Source organism: Pseudomonas fluorescens (assembly GCF_001623525.1).
GTDB classification, from domain to species: Bacteria; Pseudomonadota; Gammaproteobacteria; order Pseudomonadales; family Pseudomonadaceae; genus Aquipseudomonas; species Aquipseudomonas fluorescens_Q.
Genome location: NZ_CP015225.1, coordinates 6,642,203 through 6,660,751, shown reverse-complemented (window position 1 = coordinate 6,660,751; position 18,549 = coordinate 6,642,203). Strand labels below are relative to the sequence as shown.

The 18,549-nt window shown below is 61.3% G+C and carries 16 protein-coding genes and 2 pseudogenes; 11 read left to right on the top strand and 7 right to left on the bottom strand.

Features of this window, described 5'->3' with window-relative positions; all coding sequences use genetic code 11:
• Positions 1-107: 107 nt before the first annotated feature.
• Positions 108-1,022 (bottom strand): DUF808 domain-containing protein, encoded by a 915-nt coding sequence (locus TK06_RS29100; RefSeq protein ID WP_063324836.1) that lies wholly within the window; start codon positions 1,020-1,022, stop codon positions 108-110.
• Between the two features lie 131 nt (positions 1,023-1,153).
• Between TK06_RS29100 and TK06_RS29095 the strand changes: the two are divergent.
• Positions 1,154-1,760, top strand: a pseudogene (locus TK06_RS29095) (TetR/AcrR family transcriptional regulator).
• 125 nt (positions 1,761-1,885) lie between these two features.
• Here the strand turns inward: TK06_RS29095 and TK06_RS29090 are convergent.
• A pseudogene (locus TK06_RS29090) lies at positions 1,886-2,327 on the bottom strand (GlcG/HbpS family heme-binding protein).
• 267 nt (positions 2,328-2,594) lie between these two features.
• Here TK06_RS29090 and gcl point away from each other — a divergent pair.
• The 9 genes from gcl (at position 2,595) to TK06_RS29045 (ending at position 13,636) form a co-directional block, all read left to right on the top strand.
• Positions 2,595-4,370 (top strand): glyoxylate carboligase, encoded by a 1,776-nt coding sequence (gene gcl, locus TK06_RS29085; protein ID WP_063324835.1) that lies wholly within the window; start codon positions 2,595-2,597, stop codon positions 4,368-4,370.
• A gap of 169 nt (positions 4,371-4,539) precedes the next feature.
• Positions 4,540-5,322, top strand: a complete 783-nt coding sequence (hyi, locus tag TK06_RS29080; RefSeq protein ID WP_063324834.1) for a hydroxypyruvate isomerase — start codon at positions 4,540-4,542, stop codon at positions 5,320-5,322.
• A gap of 177 nt (positions 5,323-5,499) precedes the next feature.
• Positions 5,500-6,390 carry a 2-hydroxy-3-oxopropionate reductase gene (locus TK06_RS29075; protein WP_063324833.1) on the top strand — a complete coding sequence of 297 codons (891 nt, stop codon included), beginning with the start codon at positions 5,500-5,502 and terminating at the stop codon, positions 6,388-6,390.
• Between the two features lie 88 nt (positions 6,391-6,478).
• Positions 6,479-7,759 carry a glycerate kinase type-2 family protein gene (locus TK06_RS29070; protein WP_063324832.1) on the top strand — a complete coding sequence of 427 codons (1,281 nt, stop codon included), beginning with the start codon at positions 6,479-6,481 and terminating at the stop codon, positions 7,757-7,759.
• Positions 7,749-9,164: a pyruvate kinase gene (gene pyk / locus TK06_RS29065; protein ID WP_063324831.1), complete on the top strand. Its 1,416-nt coding sequence runs from the start codon at positions 7,749-7,751 to the stop codon at positions 9,162-9,164. The genes TK06_RS29070 and pyk overlap by 11 nt, the downstream gene beginning before the upstream one ends.
• 123 nt (positions 9,165-9,287) lie before the next feature.
• Positions 9,288-10,202 carry an urea transporter gene (locus tag TK06_RS29060; RefSeq protein ID WP_063324830.1) on the top strand — a complete coding sequence of 305 codons (915 nt, stop codon included), beginning with the start codon at positions 9,288-9,290 and terminating at the stop codon, positions 10,200-10,202.
• 20 nt (positions 10,203-10,222) lie between these two features.
• Positions 10,223-11,047 (top strand): ion transporter, encoded by an 825-nt coding sequence (locus TK06_RS29055; protein ID WP_063324829.1) that lies wholly within the window; start codon positions 10,223-10,225, stop codon positions 11,045-11,047.
• A 93-nt stretch (positions 11,048-11,140) separates the two neighbouring features.
• Positions 11,141-12,139 carry a sulfate ABC transporter substrate-binding protein gene (locus tag TK06_RS29050; RefSeq protein WP_063324828.1) on the top strand — a complete coding sequence of 333 codons (999 nt, stop codon included), beginning with the start codon at positions 11,141-11,143 and terminating at the stop codon, positions 12,137-12,139.
• 294 nt (positions 12,140-12,433) lie between these two features.
• A complete protein-coding gene (locus TK06_RS29045) occupies positions 12,434-13,636 on the top strand; it encodes an MFS transporter (RefSeq protein WP_063325244.1) in 1,203 nt (400 codons plus the stop codon).
• 60 nt (positions 13,637-13,696) lie between these two features.
• Here TK06_RS29045 and TK06_RS29040 read toward each other — a convergent pair whose 3' ends face one another.
• The 4 genes from TK06_RS29040 to TK06_RS29025 form a co-directional block, all read right to left on the bottom strand.
• Positions 13,697-13,888 carry a PLDc N-terminal domain-containing protein gene (locus TK06_RS29040; protein WP_003204476.1) on the bottom strand — a complete coding sequence of 64 codons (192 nt, stop codon included), beginning with the start codon at positions 13,886-13,888 and terminating at the stop codon, positions 13,697-13,699.
• A gap of 71 nt (positions 13,889-13,959) precedes the next feature.
• A complete protein-coding gene (locus TK06_RS29035) occupies positions 13,960-14,490 on the bottom strand; it encodes a hypothetical protein (RefSeq protein WP_063324827.1) in 531 nt (176 codons plus the stop codon).
• A gap of 230 nt (positions 14,491-14,720) precedes the next feature.
• Complete coding sequence (locus TK06_RS29030) at positions 14,721-15,239, bottom strand: ankyrin repeat domain-containing protein (protein ID WP_060741139.1); 519 nt, start codon at positions 15,237-15,239, stop codon at positions 14,721-14,723.
• A gap of 94 nt (positions 15,240-15,333) precedes the next feature.
• On the bottom strand, positions 15,334-17,172 hold the full coding sequence (locus tag TK06_RS29025; protein ID WP_063324826.1) for a long-chain-acyl-CoA synthetase: 1,839 nt from the start codon (positions 17,170-17,172) through the stop codon (positions 15,334-15,336).
• Between the two features lie 353 nt (positions 17,173-17,525).
• Between TK06_RS29025 and TK06_RS29020 the strand changes: the two genes are divergently transcribed.
• Positions 17,526-17,804, top strand: a complete 279-nt coding sequence (locus TK06_RS29020; RefSeq protein WP_003204481.1) for a DUF3509 domain-containing protein — start codon at positions 17,526-17,528, stop codon at positions 17,802-17,804.
• A 204-nt stretch (positions 17,805-18,008) separates the two neighbouring features.
• Here TK06_RS29020 and TK06_RS29015 read toward each other — a convergent pair whose 3' ends face one another.
• Positions 18,009-18,542, bottom strand: coding sequence for an acireductone dioxygenase (locus TK06_RS29015; protein ID WP_063324825.1), 534 nt, complete (start codon positions 18,540-18,542; stop codon positions 18,009-18,011).
• Positions 18,543-18,549: the final 7 nt, after the last annotated feature.

Here is an 18,549-nt window from a genome sequence, read left to right as displayed (position 1 = left end):
GGAGCGAGCTTGCTGGCGATGAAGGCCTGTCATTCAACCTTTATGTTGTCTGACAGACCGCTATCGCGAGCAAGCTCGCTCCCACAGTTGTCATGGGTTGCCAGGTCTTAGCCTTTCAGCGCTTTCCAGACCTTGCCGACCACCATCACCCCCGCCAACACCGCCGCCCCAGCGACGATCCCCGCCACCGCATTGAGCAACATCGGCACGATAAACCCGGCACCACCGGCGCTGGCCGTCACGCCTTCGATCCAGTGATGCACCACCGGCACGCCATGGGTCAGGATGCCACCGCCCACCAGGAACATCGCCGCCGTGCCGATCACCGACAGACTTTTCATCATGTAGGGCGCTGCACTCAGGATGGCGCCTCCGATGCTTTTGGCGGCCTGCCCTGGTTTCTGGGTCAACCAAAGCCCCAGGTCATCGAGCTTGACGATGCCGGCCACCAGGCCATAGACGCCAATGGTCATGACGATGGCGATGCCCGACAGGACGATCACCTGCTGGGTCAGTGCGGCGTCGGCAACGGTGCCGAGGGTGATGGCGATGATTTCCGCCGACAGGATGAAGTCGGTGCGTACCGCACCCTTGATCTTGTCCTTTTCAAAGGCCACCAGATCGACCGCCGGATCCGCCACGGCCTCGACCAGTTGCGCATGTTCTGCCTGCTCTTCGGCCGGGCTGTGGAGGAACTTGTGGGCCAGCTTTTCGAACCCTTCGAAACACAGGTAGGCGCCGCCCACCATCAACAACGGCGTCACCAACCAGGGCACGAAGGCGCTGATCGCCAGCGCCGACGGCACCAGGATCAACTTGTTGATAAACGAACCCTTGGCCACTGCCCAGACTACCGGCAGCTCCCGCTCGGCACGCACACCCGAGACTTGCTGGGCATTGAGCGCCAGGTCATCGCCGAGCACGCCGGCGGTTTTCTTGGCGGCCATCTTGGTCATCAGCGCGACATCGTCGAGCACGGTGGCGATATCGTCGATCAGTACCAGCAAACTGCTTCCAGCCATGGAGTGGGCTCCTTGAATAATAATGCCGCGCAGCATACCGCGAGCCGCGGCGCCTTGGGCATTCTTGAGCGCCGCGCGAGGCCGGTGCTACCATGCGCCACCGCCAGAACAGGCAAGGAACCCCTGGGTTTATGAGCACTATCCGCGAGCGCAACAAAGAATTGATCCTGCGTGCCGCCAGCGAAGAGTTTGCCGACAAGGGCTTCGCCGCGACCAAGACCAGCGACATCGCGGCCAAGGCGGGCCTGCCCAAACCCAACGTCTACTACTACTTCAAATCCAAGGAAAACCTCTACCGCGAGGTACTGGAAAGCATCATCGAGCCGATTCTCCAGGCTTCGACACCGTTCAATGCCGACGGTGTGCCCGGCGAGGTACTGAGTCATTACATCCGCTCCAAGATCCGCATTTCCCGCGACCTGCCCTTCGCCTCGAAAGTCTTCGCCAGCGAAATCATGCACGGCGCCCCCCCACCTGAGCCCCGACCTGGTGGAACAACTCAACGCCCAGGCCCGGCACAACATCGACTGCATCCAGACCTGGATCGACCGTGGCCAGATCGCCCCCATCGACCCCAACCACCTGATGTTCAGCATCTGGGCCGCCACCCAGACCTATGCCGATTTCGACTGGCAGATCAGCGCCGTGACCGGCAAGGCCAAGCTGGATGAAGCGGATTACGAAGCGGCGGCGCAGACGATTATTCGGTTGGTGTTGAAGGGGTGTGAGCCAGACTGAAGACCGAGTCGCCTTCAATCGCGAGCAAGCCCGCTCCCACACTGGGTTTGCGGTATTTAGACATTATGTGTCCAGCATCAAATCTGAGCCTGCTCGCGAAGACGCCAGTCAAATCAGCATAAAAATCAAGCAACCACCCCCACATCCGCCCTCAACTGCAGCGCCTCCACCGCCCTGACCGCCACCTGCTCATCCACATCCGAAACATCACCACTGACCCCCATCGCCCCCCAGCACCTTCCCATCCTGATCCCTGATCAATACCCCACCCGGGGCCGGTACGACGTTGCCCTGTCCCAACCCATTCAAAGCGGCAAAGAACGCCGGGCGTTGCTGGGCGTCCTGGGCGAGCAGACGCGAGCCTTTACCCAGGGCGATGGCGCCCCAGGCCTTGCCGATGGCGATCTGCGGGCGAAGCAGGCTGGCGCCGTCTTCGCGCTGCAAGGCAATCAGGTGTCCGCCACTGTCCAGGACCGCGACGGTCAAAGGCGCAGCGCTGATTTCACGACCGACGGCAAGGGCTTGCCCGGCCAGGTTGACGGCGATTTTCAAGGTTAGAACGCTCATGGGTGCTGTCCTTCTTTTGTTATGGGAGAACCTTGCGGGCTTCACTTTCAGCAAAACCGAACACAACAAATAGAACACAGTAATTCATAATTTTGTATACAATAATTCCTCGCAGGCCACTTTAATCGATGAAGACCACAGCAAAACCTGACCTTCCGACGAATGAAACAGGTGCTTGAGGAAATGGATTGACCTGCGCCATTTACCGTGAATACACTCATCACACAGCCACTTGTATACAATTACAAAACGTAAGAGGCACAAACAATGAGCAAAATGAGAGCAATCGAAGCCGCCGTTCTGGTAATGCGCCGTGAAGGCGTGGACACCGCCTTCGGTATCCCGGGTGCCGCGATCAACCCGCTGTACTCCGCCCTGCAGAAAGTGGGTGGCATCGATCACGTCCTTGCTCGCCACGTTGAAGGCGCCTCCCACATGGCCGAGGGCTACACCCGCACCAAGGCCGGCAATATCGGTGTGTGCATCGGCACCTCGGGCCCGGCCGGCACCGACATGGTGACAGGGCTCTACAGCGCCTCGGCCGACTCGATCCCGATCCTGTGCATCACCGGGCAAGCCCCTCGCGCCCGTCTGCACAAGGAAGACTTCCAGGCTGTGGATATCACCAGCATCGTCAAACCCGTGACCAAATGGGCAACCACCGTGCTCGAGCCGGGCCAGGTGCCGTATGCCTTCCAGAAGGCGTTCTTCGAGATGCGCTCCGGCCGTCCGGGCCCGGTGCTGATCGACCTGCCGTTCGACGTGCAGATGGCCGAGATCGAATTCGACATCGACGCCTACCAGCCACTGCCCCTGGCCAAACCCGCGGCCAACCGCGTGCAGATCGAGAAAGCCCTGGCGATGCTCAATCAGGCTGAGCGTCCATTGCTGGTGGCTGGCGGCGGCATCATCAACGCCGATGCCAGCGAACTGCTGGTGGCGTTCGCCGAACTGACTGGCATCCCCGTCATCCCAACCTTGATGGGCTGGGGCACCATCCCCGACGATCACCCGCTGATGGTCGGCATGGTCGGCCTGCAAACCTCCCATCGCTATGGCAACGCAACCTTGCTCAAGTCGGACGTGGTGCTGGGCATCGGCAACCGCTGGGCCAACCGTCACACCGGTTCGGTGGATGTCTATACCGAAGGCCGCACGTTCATTCACGTGGACATCGAGCCGACCCAGATCGGCCGCGTGTTCACTCCCGACCTGGGCATCGTTTCCGATGCCGCCTCGGCCCTGACGGTGTTCATCGAAGTGGCCCGTGAATGGCAAGCCGCCGGTAAGCTGAAAAACCGCGACGCCTGGTTGCAAGACTGCCAGCAACGCAAGGCCAGCCTGCAACGCAAGACGCACTTCGACAACGTGCCGGTCAAGCCACAGCGTGTGTACGAAGAAATGAACCAGGTATTCGGCAAGGACACCTGCTACGTCAGCACCATTGGCTTGTCACAGATCGCCGGGGCGCAGTTCCTCCACGTCTACAAGCCACGCCATTGGATCAACTGTGGCCAGGCAGGTCCTTTGGGCTGGACCATTCCGGCCGCGCTGGGGGTGGTCAAGGCCGATCCGAGCCGCAAGGTCGTCGCGCTGTCGGGCGACTATGACTTCCAGTTCATGATCGAAGAGCTGGCGGTGGGTGCGCAGTTCAAGCTGCCGTACATCCATGTGGTGGTGAACAACTCTTATCTGGGGCTGATCCGCCAGGCCCAACGCGGGTTCGACATGGATTACTGCGTGCAGCTGTCCTTCGACAACCTCAACGCACCGGAGCTCAACGGCTATGGCGTGGACCACATTGCCGTGGCCGAAGGCCTGGGGTGCAAGGCGCTACGGGTGTTCGAACCGAGTCAGATCGCACCGGCCCTGCGCCAGGCCGAGAAAATGATCGAGGAGTTCAAGGTGCCGGTGATCGTCGAGATTATCCTGGAACGGGTGACTAACATTTCCATGGGCACCGAGATCAACGCCGTCAATGAGTTTGAAGATCTGGCGCTGGTGGGCAACGATGCACCGACTGCCATTTCATTGCTCGACTAGTACTGAGGCCTTCACAGGCAATACTGTTCATCAAGGAAATCACCGGACCTGTGGCGAGGGAGCTTGCTCCCGCTGGCTGCGCAGCAGCCCCTTTTTTGAGGGCTTCGCACTCGAGCGGGAGCAAGCTCCCTCGCCACAAGGGGCCTCTACTCGTCCATAGGAGACTGTCATGCCGCGTTTCGCCGCCAACCTGTCCATGCTGTTCACCGAGCAGGATTTCCTCGCCCGTTTCGAAGCCGCCGCCAAGGCCGGGTTCAGTGGCGTCGAATACCTGTTCCCCTATGACTACAGCTCCGCCGAACTCAAGGCCTTGCTCGACGCCCACGGCCTGACCCAAGTGCTGTTCAACCTGCCGGCCGGTGACTGGGCCAAGGGCGAGCGCGGCATTGCCTGCCTGCCGGACAGGGTCGAGGAATTCCGCGCCGGTGTCGACCTGGCCATCGCCTATGCCCAGGTGCTGGGCAACACCCAGGTCAACTGCCTGTCGGGGATTCGTCCGCAGAACTGCAGTGAAACCCTGGTGGAGAAAACCTTCGTCGCCAACCTGAAATACGCCGCCGAAAAGTTGCAGGCCAAAGGCATCAAGCTGGTGATGGAAGCCATCAACACCCGTGACATTCCTGGCTTCTACCTGAACAACACCGCCCAGGCCCTGTCGATTCGCGAGCAGGTAGGCAGCGCGAACCTGTTCCTGCAATACGACATCTACCACATGCAGATCATGGAAGGTGACCTGGCCCGAACCCTGTCGGCGCACCTGGGCGAGATCAACCATGTGCAGCTGGCGGACAACCCGGGGCGCAACGAGCCGGGTACAGGCGAGATCAACTACCGCTTCCTGTTCGAACACCTGGACCGCATCGGCTACCAGGGTTGGGTCGGCTGTGAATACAAGCCGCTGACCACCACCGAAGCCGGCCTGGGCTGGCTGAAAACCCATAACGCGATCTGATCCCGCGCGAGCTTTTGTGGCGAGGGAGCTTGCTCCCGCTCGGCTGCGAAGCAGACGCATGATTTCACCCGGCACGATTTCTGGGGCCGCTTCGCGACCCAGCGGGAGCAAGCTCCCTCGCCACAGGGACACCGAACCCAGAGACACCGGGACATCTAACAACAAGAGGATTTTTCCATGGCTAAAATCGGATTCATCGGCACCGGCATCATGGGCCACCCCATGGCCCTGAACCTGCAAAAGGCCGGGCACAACCTGTTCCTGTCCCAGCACCACGACGCGGCCCCGGCCGACCTGCTGGCCGGTGGCGCGGTGGCTTTGGCCAACCCGAAGGAAGTGGCCCAGGAAGCCGAGTTCATCATCGTCATGGTCCCGGACACCCCGCAGGTCGACGACGTGCTGTTCCGCACCGACGGCGTGGCGGCGGGCGTGGGCGCGGGCAAGGTGGTGATCGACATGAGTTCGATCTCCCCCACCGCCACCAAGGCGTTCGCGGCGAAGATCAATGAAAAAGGCGCGCAGTACCTCGATGCCCCGGTCTCCGGTGGTGAAGTCGGTGCCAAGGCTGCGACCCTGAGCATCATGGTCGGTGGCGACAGCGCCGCCTTCGAGCGCGCCCTGCCACTCTTCCAGGCCATGGGCAAGAACATCACTCTGGTGGGCGGCAACGGCGATGGCCAGACCGCCAAAGTGGCGAACCAGATCATCGTCGCCCTGAACATCCAGGCGGTGGCCGAAGCGTTGCTGTTCGCCGCAAAAAACGGTGCCGACCCGGCCAAGGTCCGTGAAGCGCTGATGGGCGGTTTCGCGTCATCGAAGATCCTCGAAGTGCACGGCGAACGCATGATCAAGGGCACCTTCGACCCGGGCTTCCGCATCAGCCTGCACCAGAAGGACCTGAACCTGGCCCTGCAAGGCGCCAAGGAACTGAACATCAACCTGCCCAATACCGCCAACGCCCAACAAGTGTTCAGCACCTGCGCGGCCATTGGCGGCAGCAACTGGGATCACTCGGCGCTGATCAAGGGGTTGGAGCATATGGCCAATTTCTCCATTCGCGACAAATAAGCCCTGCATTCCCCTTGTGGGAGCGAGCTTGCTCGCTCCCACAGATAACCGAGTCGCTTCAGCCAATAATAAAAACCGGGAGCCCGCCATGTCGGTCGATCCGCAACAACTGCTGCGCGAGCTGTTTGCCACAGCCATCGATGCGGCCCATCCGCACCACGTCCTTGAGCACTACCTGCCCGGCGATCGCAGCGGCCGGGTGATCGTCATCGGTGCCGGCAAGGCCGCGGCGGCCATGGCGCAAGTGGTCGAGCGCTGCTGGCAGGGTGACGTGTCCGGCCTGGTGGTGACCCGCTACGGCCATGGCGCGCCCTGCCAGAAAATCGAAGTAGTGGAAGCCGCCCACCCGGTGCCTGACGCCGCCGGCTTGGCCGTGGCCCAGCGAGTCCTGGGGCTGGTGAGCAATCTCAGCGAAGACGACCGGGTGATCTTCCTCTTGTCCGGCGGCGGTTCTGCCCTGCTGGCCCTGCCCGCCGAAGGCATCACCCTGGCCGACAAGCAATCGATCAACAAAGCACTGCTCAAATCCGGGGCGACCATCGGCGAGATGAATTGCGTGCGCAAGCACCTCTCGGCGATCAAGGGCGGGCGCCTGGGCAAGGCCTGCTGGCCGGCGACGGTATACACCTACGCGATTTCCGATGTGCCGGGTGACCTGGCCACGGTCATCGCCTCCGGCCCCACCGTGGCCGACCCCAGCACCTCGGCCGAAGCCCTGGCGATTCTCCAGCGCTACCACATCGATGTGCCGGCGTCGGTACGCGACTGGCTGCACAATCCAGCGTCGGAAACCGTCAAGCCCGGCGACCCGAGCCTGGCCCGCAACCACTTCCAATTGATCGCCCGTCCCCAGCAATCCCTGGAAGCCGCCGCGGTAAAGGCGCGCCAGGCCGGTTTCAGCCCGTTGATCCTCGGCGACCTGGAAGGCGAATCCCGGGAGGTGGCGAAAGTCCACGCCGGCATTGCCCGGCAAATCGCCCTGCACGGCCAGCCGCTGGCAGCACCGTGCGTGATCCTCTCCGGTGGCGAAACCACCGTCACCGTGCGCGGCGACGGTCGTGGCGGACGCAATGCAGAATTCCTGCTGAGCCTGACCGACAGCCTCAAGGGGCATCCGGGCATCTATGCGCTGGCCGGCGACACCGACGGCATCGACGGTTCCGAAGACAACGCCGGCGCCCTCATGACCCCGGACAGTTATCGCCGCGCTGCCGAACTGGGCCTGTGCGCCAGCGACGAGTTGGACAACAACAATGGCTACGGTTACTTCGCCGCCCTGGATGCGCTGATCGTCACCGAACCAACCCGCACCAACGTCAACGACTTTCGCGCCATCCTGATCCTCGAGAACCCCAAACATGACGCCTGATAAAAAGGTCAAGATCCTCGCGACCCTCGGCCCCGCCACCCGCGGCATCGATGACATCCGCGCCCTGGTACAGGCCGGCGTGAACATCTTCCGCCTGAACTTCAGCCACGGCGAGCATGCCGACCACGTCCAGCGCTACCAGTGGATTCGCGAGGTCGAGCGGCAGCTCAATTACCCGCTGGGTATCCTGATGGACCTGCAAGGCCCGAAGCTGCGGGTCGGCCGATTCGCCGACGGCAAGGTCCTGTTGCAACGCGGCCGGGCCCTGCGTCTGGACCTGGACCCGACGCCCGGCGATCAACGCCGGGTCAACCTGCCCCATCCGGAGATCATCGCAGCCCTGGAGCCGGGCATGGACCTGCTGCTGGACGACGGCAAGTTGCGCCTGCGCGTGACCGCCAGGCACAGCGATGCCATCGACACCGAGGTGCTCAACGGCGGCGAGCTGTCGGACCGCAAAGGCGTGAACGTGCCCCAGGCCGTGCTCGACCTGAGCCCATTGACCGCCAAGGACCGGCGCGACTTGAGTTTCGGCCTGGAGCTGGGCGTGGACTGGGTGGCATTGTCGTTCGTCCAACGCCCCGAGGACATCCGCGAGGCCCGGGCGCTGATCGGCGACAAGGCGTTCCTGATGGCGAAGATCGAGAAACCGTCGGCGGTGACCCAACTGCGGGAAATCGCCGAATTGAGTGACGCGATCATGGTTGCTCGTGGTGACCTGGGTGTCGAAGTCCCGGCCGAGAGCGTGCCGCAGATCCAGAAAAACATCATCGGCACCTGTCGCGCCCTCGGCAAACCGGTAGTGGTGGCGACCCAGATGCTCGAGTCGATGCGTTTCTCCCCGGCGCCCACCCGCGCCGAAGTCACCGACGTGGCCAACGCCGTGGCCGAGGGGGCCGACGCCGTGATGCTGTCGGCGGAAACCGCTTCAGGGGATTACCCCCTCGAAGCCGTGCAGATGATGAGCAAGATCATCCGCCAAGTGGAAAACGGCCCCGACTATCAGGCGCAATTGGACGTCAGCCGGCCGAAAGCCGAAGCCACGGTGTCGGACGCGATCAGTTGCGCGATCCGCCGTATCAGTAACGTGCTGCCGGTGGCGGTGCTGGTGAACTACAGCGAATCGGGCAGTTCCAGTCTACGGGCGGCGCGGGAACGGCCGACGGTGCCGATCCTCAACCTCACGCCAAACCTGCAGGCCACCCGCCGTCTGACGGTGGCCTGGGGCGTGCATTCGGTGGTCAACGATCGATTGAAGCAAGTGGATGAAGTCTGTTCCACCGCCCTGGAAATCGCCCAGGCCCAAGGTATGGCCCAGCGCGGCGATACCCTGCTGATCACGGCGGGCGTGCCGTTCGGGCAGCCAGGGTCGACCAATTCACTGCGCATCGAGACGTTGATCTAATTTTCTGTGGCGAGGGAGCTTGCTCCCGCTGGGCTGCGCAGCGGCCCCTCTTTTTGACGGTTGCGACGCAATCGAGCGGGAGCAAGCTCCCTCGCCACAGTGCTCTCTTATCTGCGATCCATCATGCCCAACCATTTCTCCAACACCCACTGCCCCGACTGGGCCACCGCCCTGCTCAACGGCTTCAGCCAAGTCTTCCTCCAACGCCATCCGTTGTGCGGCCTGCTGTGCCTGCTGGCGATCCTGCTCACTGCGCCGGCCCTGTTCGGCGGCGCGTTACTGGGCGGGGTCGCCGGGTTGCTCACGGCCCAGCGACGCGGTTACGCCAAGGTCGACCGGCAAGCCGGGCTGTTCAGTTACAACGGCATCCTGCTGGGCTTGCTGCTGAGCCTCGCGTTGCCCTGGTCCGTCCTGTTGCCGCCGTTGATCATCGCCGCAGGCGGTCTCAGCGCAATGTTGACCCAGCAGTGGCTCAAGCGCAGCCGAGGCCCTCGATGCCTGCCCGCCTACACTGCGCCTTTTGTAGGGTTGGCTTGGCTGCTGATGAGTTTCACCCTGCCGCCGCCCTCAACCACCTCGATTGAAATGACAGTACCCAACCTGCTTGCCGCGCATTTGAGCGGACTGGGCCAGGTCATGTTTCTCGGTCATCCAGCGGCCGGGGCGCTGATCGCCGCCGGTCTGCTGCTGGCCAACCGGTGCGCAGGCGCTTGGGCATTGTTCGGTTCCGCCGCCGGCCTGGCCTTTACCTTGTCGCAACATGAAAACGCAACCGCTCTTTGCGGGCTGGGTGGCTACAACCCGGTGTTGGTGGCGCTGGCCCTCAGCCAACAGCGCCGCCAAACCTGGCTGCCACTGGCGGGCATTCTCCTGGCGGTCATGCTTACCCCTGGTTTTATCGCCCTCGGCCTGCCTCCCCTGACGGCACCGTTCATCCTCGCGTGCTGGTTGATCCAGGCCACCGGCCGGGCGTGGCGCCAGGCCAGCCTCGACAGCACGCCTTGCGCTCTGCAGGGCAATCGCCCTAGGCTTCGCTGATTCCGGTTCAGGCGACGATTATGCAAAGCAGCAACAACTGGCGCGAACGCCTCTACGTGATCATTTTCCAGTCCGACACCGTCGCCGGTCGGCGCTTCGATAGCACCCTGCTGTTGATCATCCTCGCCAGCCTGGTGATCGTGATGCTCGACAGCATCGACAGCGTGCATAAAAACTACGCGGCCCTGCTGGCCGGTATCGAGTGGGGCTTCACCTTCGTCTTCATCGTCGAGTACGGCCTGCGCCTGTACTGCTCGCCCAAGCCGCTACGCTATGCCTTCAGTTTCTACGGGCTGGTGGACCTGCTGGCGATCGTGCCGGGGATCCTGGCGCTGTACTACAGCGATGCCCAATACCTGCTGATCATTCGGATCATCCGCATGCTACGGATTTTCCGCGTGCTCAAGCTCAGTCCTTACCTCAAGCAAGCCAACTACCTGATGGCGGCGCTGCGGGGGAGCAAGCAGAAAATCATCGTGTTCCTGGTCAGCGTCTCAACCCTGGTGACCGTCTTCGGCACGCTGATGTACGTCATCGAAGGCCCCGAGCATGGCTTTACCAGCATTCCCAAGGGCATCTATTGGGCTATCGTGACACTCACCACTGTGGGCTTCGGCGACATCGTGCCCAAGACGCCGCTGGGCCAGGTGGTGTCATCCCTGGTAATGATTACCGGCTATTCGATCATCGCTGTGCCGACGGGTATTTTCACGGCTGAACTGGCCACCGCCATGCGCGGGGACCAGCTCAAGCACGATTGCCCGGTGTGCAGCAAAAACAACCACGAACACGGTGCCGCTTTCTGCTCCCGTTGTGGCAATGCGCTGTTTAAGAAATTGGAATAAGCAAAGCACTTTTTGATGCTTGAAGGTCTATAGGCTTGCAGCTAGTGTGCTGGCTAATTGCCCGGAACCCCCGTTGATAAAAAGGAATTCGCAGTGAAGAACTTCTTTGGCGCCTCCCTTCTCGCCGCCGGCCTGACTTTTGGCAGCCTGGCCCACGCCGCCCCGACCCTGCTCAACGTTTCCTACGACGTGATGCGCGATTTCTACAAGGACTACAACACCGCTTTCCAGAAGCACTGGCAGGCCGAGCACAACGAAAACATCACCGTGCAGATGTCGTTCGGCGGCTCCAGCAAGCAGGCGCGCTCGGTGATCGACGGGCTGCCAGCGGATGTCATCACCATGAACATGGCCACAGACATCAATGCGCTGGCGGACAACGGCAAACTGGTGCCCGAGAACTGGGCCACCCGCCTGCCGAACAACAGCGCGCCGTTCACCTCGGCCACGGTGTTCATCGTGCGCAAAGGCAACCCGAAAGCCTTGAAAGACTGGCCCGACCTGCTCAAGGACGGTGTGCAGGTGATCGTGCCCAACCCGAAAACCTCCGGCAACGGTCGCTACACCTACCTGTCGGCCTGGGGGTACGTGCTGAAAAATGGCGGTGACGAGAACAAGGCCAAGGCCTTCGTCGGCAAACTGTTCAAGCAGGCGCCGGTACTGGACACCGGCGGCCGCGCCGCGACGACCACTTTCATGACCAACCAGATCGGCGACGTGCTGGTGACCTTTGAAAACGAAGCGGAAATGATTGCCCGCGAATTCGGCCGCGACCAGTTCGAAGTGATCTACCCGAGCGTTTCCGCCGAGGCCGAGCCACCGGTCAGCGTGGTCGACAAGGTTGTCGAGAAAAAAGGCTCCCGCGAAGCCGCCGAAGCCTACCTCAAGTACCTGTGGTCGCCCGAAGGCCAGGAAATCGCTGCCGCCAACTATCTGCGCCCACGGGACGCGGCGGTACTGGCCAAATACACCGACCGCTTCCCGAAAGTGGACTTCCTGTCGGTGGAAAAAACCTTCGGCGACTGGCGCACGGTGCAGAAGACTCACTTCAATGACGGTGGGATTTTCGACCAGGTCTACAGCGGGCAATAAAACGCTGCAGATCCCCTGTGGCGAGGGAGCTTGCTCCCGCTGGGCTGCGAAGCAGACCCAATAAAGCAGAATGCGGTCGGCCTGAAACACCTCGATGGCCGGCCCAAGGGGCTGCTACGCAGCCCAGCGGGAGCAAGCTCCCTCGCCACAAAGGCCACCCTGCCTCCGCTCCAAACAAGGCGCTCGCTGCAACCATTAACGGCAAGCATGACCGCTATCAACCACAAAGCCTGTCGCAACATCCGGGAACACTTTAGCCTCACGCCATCCTTTCAATTGATCGATGAGATTGCCATGAGTGCTCATTCACCTACCTCGCCCGGCAGCCCCCTGACCCGCGGCATGGTCCTGCTCTTCGCCTTCTGCTGCGGCGCCATCGTCGCCAACATCTACTACGCCCAACCCATCATCGAACTGATCGCACCCGACGTCGGCTTGAGCAGCACCATGGCCAGCCTGATCGTCTCGCTGACCCAGATCGGTTATGCCTTGGGCCTGTTTTTCCTGGTGCCACTGGGGGACTTGCTGGAAAACCGTCGGCTGATGATCATCACTACCGTGGTGGCGATCGCCAGTTTGTTAGGGGCAGCGTTCACCGATCAACCGAACGTATTCCTGCTGGTTTCGCTGTTGGTAGGGTTCAGCTCGGTGTCGGTGCAAGTCCTGATTCCGCTGGCCGCACACCTGGCGCCGGAGCAGACCCGGGGTCGGGTCGTGGGTGGGATCATGGGTGGCCTGCTGCTGGGAATCCTGCTGGCGCGGCCGGTCTCCAGCATCGTGGCCGATCACTTCGGCTGGCGGGCCATGTTCATCATCGCCGCCGCGTTGATGGCCGCCATCAGCATCGTCCTGGCACTGACCGTGCCCAAGCGCCAGCCCGACCACAGCGCCTCTTATGGCCAACTGCTGGGTTCGCTCGGCACCCTGCTGCGCCAACAACCGCTGTTGCGGCAACGGGCGTTCTACCAGGCCTGCATGTTTGCCACGTTCAGTCTGTTCTGGACCGCCGTGCCGCTGGAACTGTCACGCAACCATGGCCTGTCCCAGACTGAAATCGCCTTGTTCGCCCTGGTCGGTGCCATTGGCGCCATTGCCGCGCCCATCGCCGGTCGCCTGGCGGATGCCGGCCATACCCGCATCGCCTCGCTGCTGGCGATGCTGTTCGCCAGCCTGAGTTTCCTGCCGACATTCATCCATCCGTTCTACAGCGTGATCGGCCTGGCGGTGACCGGCGTGGTCCTGGATTTCTGTGTGCAGATGAACCTGGTCCTGGGCCAGCGCACCATCTATGCCCTCGATGCCAAGAGTCGCAGCCGGCTGAATGCGCTGTACATGACCAGCATCTTCGTCGGTGGCGCCTTCGGCTCATCGATTGCCAGTGCGGTGTACGAACACGGCGGCTGGTTGTGGGTGGTGATCGTCGGCAGTGCCTTCCCGCTGTTGGCCTTGCTGCGCTTCTTGAGCACCTCGCGCAAGCGGTCCCTGGCTACGGCCTGAATACCCCACGCATAAAAAAGCCCGGTCGCCGTCAGCGCCCGGGCTTTTTGGTGGAGCGTGTCAAATCCGCACGTTGCCACGCGGCCCGGCAATCGCCCAGATGATCAGGCCCAGTACCGGCAACAGCAGGATCAGCAACACCCAGAGGATTTTCATCCCGGTTTCCGCGCCACTCTTGAGTACGTTGATAATCGCCCAGATATCGAGCGCCAGGATGATCAGGCCGACCAGGCCGTTGAAAGTGGAACCCATGGTGTCGCTCCCAAATGGTGATGTGCACACTTAGGATAGCGGGCCCCTGGCAAGGGTTCCGTTTTATTGCTTCAGACGTGGACCGCGACCTTGAGGGCTTCCAGGGAGGGCGCCGCGGCGATGCCGACTTCAGCACACAGTTCCAGCACACGCGGTACATCGTTGCCGTACACCAACACCATTTGCAATTCATCGTCGAGCAATTGGCTGAAGTTCATCAGCACGTAGCCGCCGTTTTCCTTGTTCAGGCTGCTCATCTGGATCTGGATGCGGTTGAGCGCCGTCAGGGCTTCGGTTTTCGCCAGCTGCTTGGGCTTGAGGTTGAACGCCACGCCGGGGCCGAACGAGGCGACGATCTGTTCGAACAGGTCCACGTAGGTGTCGGCCTGGAACAGCACGGTGTCCGGCAGGCTGCCCACCACTACCCACTCACCCAACGGGATCGGGAACGTGTCGTCGTAGTTGATATCGGGGTTGGCCCCCAGGAAAGCCGTCGGATCGGCGTAGGCCTGGGCCGCTTCGTCAGCGATTTTCGCAATGTCCGCCTCGCCGAGGCAGCCGGAGCTGATTTTGCTGATGAGTTCGACGAGTGCGGCTTTCATGGGGTGGATCCTGTGGCGAAGGGTGTCTTGAGGGCGGGCAGGATAGCGCATCACATCGGTCGAGTCAGGCGTGGCGAGGGAGCTTGCTCCCGCTCGGCTGCGAAGCAGTCGTAAACCCGCCAAACAGCGGTAAACCTGACAGGTTGCGGTGGCTGGATTTTGGGCTGCTGCGCAGCCCAGCGGGAGCAAGCTCCCTCGCCACAAAAGCCGTCGGGATCTGCTCGGACCTTTCAGCCCAACATCTTTTCCAACTGCGCCGTGGTGTCCACCGCGCCCATGGTCCTGGCGGCATCCAGAGCCGAGACGCCGTTGGCATCCTTGGCTTTCGGGTCGGCGCCTTTGCCGATCAGGTAGTCGACGATTTCCACGCGGTTGAACATCGCCGCCATCATCAGCGCAGTACGACCATCGAAGGAGGCACCTTCCACTTGCGCGCCGCCATCCACCAACGCCGAAACCACGGCCAGGTCGCCCTTGAACGCCGCACCGGCAATCGGGCTCTGGCCGTTGTCGTTGCGGATTTCCGGATCGGCCTTGTGCTCCAGCAACACTTTCACCGTTTCCACATGCCCATGGTAAGCGGCCAGCATCAACAAGGTGTCGCCCTTGTGGTTACGCAGATTGGGCGGCAGGCCCTTGCTCAGCAACGCAGCCATCATGGCCGCATCGCCCTGGCGTGCGACGTTGAACACTTGCTCGGCAAACTCCGCAGCCTCTTCCGGGGTCATCTGGCGGCTTGTATCGGACATGGGAAACTCCACTCGGCTCTTCGCAAAGCGGCTAGTTTCCCGAGGGACCCGGGCGCTGTCATCCCTTTTTTCACTGTGCCTGTCATAGCCAGAATCAATAACGCAATTGTCCGCCCTGAATCCGAACTGCCAGTTGCCGATCCACCCGCACGTAAGTATCGGTGCCCGGCAGCCAGGCGTAGACCGGCTCATCCCCGGTAACGCATGGATCGAATGCTTCGGCCTTGAGTCGAGTCTTCTGGTACTTGAAGGTGCCGGTGGTGTCCATTTTCACCTTGATGCGCAGGAACAGCGGCACGGCATAGGCAGGCAGCTTGCCTTGCAAAAACTGCAACAACTCGCTGAAGTCCAGGGTCGCCAGGGATTCGGACGGGGTGATTGCCGCCATGCCGGCACGGCCATTGGTGCCGTTGATCTCCACGCCATAAGCCACCGCCTCGGCCACCTGCGGATGCTGCAGCAGCACATTTTCGACTTCCGTGGTGGAGACGTTTTCGCCTTTCCAGCGATAGGTGTCGCCGAGGCGATCAACGAACTGCCCATGCCCGAAACCAATGTTGCGCAACAGGTCTCCGGTATTGAAGTAACGGTCGCCCGGGACAAAGACATCCCGGCAGATGGTTTTTTCGGTCAAGGCCTGATCGGTGTAGCCATCCAGCGGCGCCTTCTCGTCGATGCGCGCCAACAACAGGCCCGGTTGGCCCCTGGGCACTTTTTGCATGCGACCTTGCAGGTTGCGCAACGGCAGGCCGCTGGCATGGTCGTACTGCACCAGCTCCCAGCCCATCAGGGAAAACCCGATGGTGTTGTCGAAATTCAGGATGTTGGTGAAACCGATATTGCCGTCGCTGGCGGCATACAGCTCACAGATATGGTCGATGCCAAACCGGGTCTTGAAGGTCGACCAGGCCCCGGGCCGCAGACCGTTGCCGATCATTTTCTTCACGCCGTGGTGACGGTCATCGGCAGCGGCAGGCTGGTCGATCAGGTAGCGGCACAACTCACCGACATACCCCAGCGTGGTCGCCCGGTAGCGGCGCACGTCGCTCCAGAACTGACTGGCGCTGAACTTGCGCCGAATCGCGAACCCCGATGCCCCACAGATCGCCGCGCCCCAGCACACGCACAGGCCGGTGGCGTGGTACAGCGGCAACGTGCAATACACGACGTCGTCGGGCTGCATGTCCAAGGCGATCAGGCCGAAGCTGGTGGACGTGCGCATCCAGCGACCATGGCGAAACACCCCAGCCTTGGGCAGGCCGGTGGTACCCGAGGTGTAGAGATAAAAACACGGGTCGTTGCAGAAAACCTGTTGGCTGCATGCCGGGTTATCGCTTGGGTAATCCTCGCTGCCCGCCATCAGGTCGATGAAACCGGACGGTGCATGGGACGGGGTATCGGCGCAGTCCTGATCCGCCAGCCACCAGGTCCTGCTGCTCGACAGAGTGGTTCGCGTTCGTATGTCGTTGAAGGCCGCGCCCCGTTCATCCCCGACCACCACCGCGACCGGGTTGACCAAGGCCAGGCTGTGCACCAGCGCATCGCCGGTTTGCGAGGTGTTGAGCATGGCACTGACCGCGCCAACCTTGGCCATCGCCAGCACGCTGATCAGCAGCTGCGGCCGGTTCTCGATGAATATCGCCACGCAATCGCCCTTGCCGATGCCTTGGGCCAGCAGGTAATGGGCGATGCGATTGGCCTGCGCGTTGACCTGTGCATAACTCAACACCGTCTCGCCATACAGCAGTGCCGGGCCCTGGGGATTGCGTTGCGTGGCCTGTTCGAAGCACCAGCCCAGGCCGCAAGGCTGGGTCGGGTCCTGGACGTTGGCCTGCTTCATGCCTTTGACGATCCGGGGGACGGCTTTGGCAATGGCAGGCAGCTTACGCAGCATCATGCCCCAGGTAATCGCGTCGCTGGGTGTACGACTCATGGTGATCTTCCCCGTTCGACCTCGTGGTCTCGGTTCTTGTTATGGGCAGCAGATGATTTGGCTCGAAAGTACGCCGGCGATTGCGGCGCTGTACATGCGGTTTTTGCAATGTTTTGTATCCGCTGCCCGAGACAGGCGAAGCGTGAGCGCCGCAAAACGATTTGGTTCCAAAAATCATTGCCCGACCACGCAAAATGCAGGATGCACGATGGCTATTCATGCAAGATGCACGAAATCAAAAACACAGTAAAAACATAACTACTTGTTTTTAAAGAACTTTATATAAAGCCAAATGCTGGCACAGACAGTGCAACTTCCCCTCCACGGTTTGCCATACCATGGAGCAGTCAACTATGAACATGATTCAAGAAAAGTTTGCGTCCCTGTTTTCCAACTACGAAGTGACCACCCAGCCCCGCCCCGATGGCGGCATTCTGCTGACCTTGCGTAATAGCGACGGCAAGCTGTTCAAACGCACGATTTCCTATGCTCAACTGCACGCTGGGGATCAGTTGTCTTGGGCGATCAGCGCGATTCGTCGTGACCTGGCCGAACAGGCTAGCGAGTTGCCACAGATCACCTTGTTGCAGAGCCAGCATCGGTTTGCTTTGCCGACTTACCATAGCGCTTGAGCCTGCTGGCAAAACGCGATGCTGCTTGCTTGAAAAAACGGCGCTTCTTTCAGAAATGGGAAGCGCCGTTTTTTTTGGGGCTTCTTTTGGGCGAGTCCGCTTTTGGTTCTGGTCTGTATATCCGTTTCTTCGGTAATGGCTGCTGACGGTTGCGCAGCAACGGATATACACACCCAACAAACCTCACGGCACCACCAACGCAGGTCAGTCTTCCAGGCGAGGAAACCGGCGAGCAATATCATCCCCCGTAACCTCAGCAACCAACCCCTGCAAATCACCAGACAAACGAATCGTAACGAAATGCGGCCGCTCCCCCATGTCAAACCAATGCGGCATACCAGCCGGCACCGTTATCAAGTCGCTCCTTTCACACAGCACCGCATAGACATAATCCCCAACGTGCAGGTTAAACAAGCCACGACCAGCAACGAAAAATCGCACTTCATCCTGGCTATGGCGATACTCATCGAGCTCCCCAGCCTGTTCCGGCTGATCACTGCTGACACTGACAACATCGACCTCAACATAACCCCGCTCAGTCATCAACCCATCGATCTGAGCCTGGTAAGCCGCAATGATGTCCTCCTCACTGGCACCCGGCTGGATTTTCACCGCCGCTTCCCAACGGGCGAAGTGAATACCTTGTTCAGCCAGGGTCGCGGCAATGTCCTCGACGTGGGTCAACACTTTGTTCGGGATGTCAGGGCTCGAAACGTGATAGACGGACAGGCTGCTCATGACAAAG

Coding starts and splice junctions, on each gene's coding strand:
- TK06_RS29100 (WP_063324836.1), bottom strand. CDS start 1,022: ATGGCTGGAAGCAGTTTGCTGGTACTGATCGACGATATCGCCACCGTG.
- gcl (WP_063324835.1), top strand. CDS start 2,595: ATGAGCAAAATGAGAGCAATCGAAGCCGCCGTTCTGGTAATGCGCCGT.
- hyi (WP_063324834.1), top strand. CDS start 4,540: ATGCCGCGTTTCGCCGCCAACCTGTCCATGCTGTTCACCGAGCAGGAT.
- TK06_RS29075 (WP_063324833.1), top strand. CDS start 5,500: ATGGCTAAAATCGGATTCATCGGCACCGGCATCATGGGCCACCCCATG.
- TK06_RS29070 (WP_063324832.1), top strand. CDS start 6,479: ATGTCGGTCGATCCGCAACAACTGCTGCGCGAGCTGTTTGCCACAGCC.
- pyk (WP_063324831.1), top strand. CDS start 7,749: ATGACGCCTGATAAAAAGGTCAAGATCCTCGCGACCCTCGGCCCCGCC.
- TK06_RS29060 (WP_063324830.1), top strand. CDS start 9,288: ATGCCCAACCATTTCTCCAACACCCACTGCCCCGACTGGGCCACCGCC.
- TK06_RS29055 (WP_063324829.1), top strand. CDS start 10,223: ATGCAAAGCAGCAACAACTGGCGCGAACGCCTCTACGTGATCATTTTC.
- TK06_RS29045 (WP_063325244.1), top strand. CDS start 12,434: ATGAGTGCTCATTCACCTACCTCGCCCGGCAGCCCCCTGACCCGCGGC.
- TK06_RS29040 (WP_003204476.1), bottom strand. CDS start 13,888: ATGGGTTCCACTTTCAACGGCCTGGTCGGCCTGATCATCCTGGCGCTC.
- TK06_RS29035 (WP_063324827.1), bottom strand. CDS start 14,490: ATGAAAGCCGCACTCGTCGAACTCATCAGCAAAATCAGCTCCGGCTGC.
- TK06_RS29030 (WP_060741139.1), bottom strand. CDS start 15,239: ATGTCCGATACAAGCCGCCAGATGACCCCGGAAGAGGCTGCGGAGTTT.
- TK06_RS29025 (WP_063324826.1), bottom strand. CDS start 17,172: ATGAGTCGTACACCCAGCGACGCGATTACCTGGGGCATGATGCTGCGT.
- TK06_RS29020 (WP_003204481.1), top strand. CDS start 17,526: ATGAACATGATTCAAGAAAAGTTTGCGTCCCTGTTTTCCAACTACGAA.
- TK06_RS29015 (WP_063324825.1), bottom strand. CDS start 18,542: ATGAGCAGCCTGTCCGTCTATCACGTTTCGAGCCCTGACATCCCGAAC.